Origin of the sequence: Micromonospora mirobrigensis (genome assembly GCF_900091555.1) — a bacterium.
GTDB classification, from domain to species: domain Bacteria; phylum Actinomycetota; class Actinomycetes; order Mycobacteriales; family Micromonosporaceae; genus Micromonospora; species Micromonospora mirobrigensis.
On the sequence record NZ_FMCX01000022.1, the window covers coordinates 1 to 1,240 of the forward strand.

At 56.3% G+C, this 1,240-nt stretch carries 2 rRNA genes; both read right to left on the bottom strand.

What is annotated here, in order from left to right:
* Positions 1 to 10 precede the first annotated feature (10 nt).
* Positions 11 to 127, bottom strand: a 5S ribosomal RNA gene (rrf, locus tag GA0070564_RS28710).
* Positions 128 to 211: 84 nt separating this feature from the next.
* Positions 212 to 1,240, bottom strand: a 23S ribosomal RNA gene (locus GA0070564_RS28715); the annotation flags it as partial.

Here is a 1,240-nt window from a genome sequence, read left to right on the forward strand (position 1 = left end):
TGGAATGTTTGTCCGGCGGCGTCCTACTCTCCCACACCCTCCCGAGTGCAGTACCATCGGCGCTGGAGGGCTTAGCTTCCGGGTTCGGAATGTGACCGGGCGTTTCCCCTCCGCCATGACCGCCGTAACTCTATGAACATGTCAAACACACCGGTAAACCGTCACGGGTGTTCGCTTGTTCAGAGTTGCACAGTGGACGCGTAGCAGCTTCGTAGTCAAGTCCTCGGCCTATTAGTACCGGTCACCTGAACCCGTTACCGGGCTTACAGTTCCGGCCTATCAACCCAGTCGTCTAGCTGGGGGCCTTACCCCACCAAGGTGGGTGGGATACCTCATCTTGAAGCGAGCTTCCCGCTTAGATGCTTTCAGCGGTTATCCCTTCCGAACGTAGCTAACCAGCCGTGCCCCTGGCGGGACAACTGGCACACCAGAGGTTCGTCCGTCCCGGTCCTCTCGTACTAGGGACAGCCCTTCTCAAGTATCCTACGCGCACGGCGGATAGGGACCGAACTGTCTCACGACGTTCTAAACCCAGCTCGCGTACCGCTTTAATGGGCGAACAGCCCAACCCTTGGGACCTGCTACAGCCCCAGGATGCGACGAGCCGACATCGAGGTGCCAAACCATCCCGTCGATATGGACTCTTGGGGAAGATCAGCCTGTTATCCCCGGGGTACCTTTTATCCGTTGAGCGACACCGCTTCCACATGCCAGTGCCGGATCACTAGTCCCGACTTTCGTCCCTGCTCGACCTGTCAGTCTCACAGTCAAGCTCCCTTGTGCACTTGCACTCAACACCTGATTGCCAACCAGGCTGAGGGAACCTTTGGGCGCCTCCGTTACCTTTTAGGAGGCAACCGCCCCAGTTAAACTACCCACCAGACACTGTCCCTGAACCGGATAACGGTCCGAAGTTAGATACCCAAATCAACCAGAGTGGTATTTCAAGATTGCCTCCACCCATACTGGCGTATGGACTTCACCGGCTCCCACCTATCCTACACAAGTCCATTCAGATACCAATGTCAAGCTATAGTAAAGGTCCCGGGGTCTTTCCGTCCTGCCGCGCGTAACGAGCATCTTTACTCGTACTGCAATTTCGCCGGGCCTGTGGTTGAGACAGTGGGGAAGTCGTTACGCCATTCGTGCAGGTCGGAACTTACCCGACAAGGAATTTCGCTACCTTAGGATGGTTATAGTTACCACCGCCGTTTACTGGCGCTTAAGTTCTCCGCTTCGC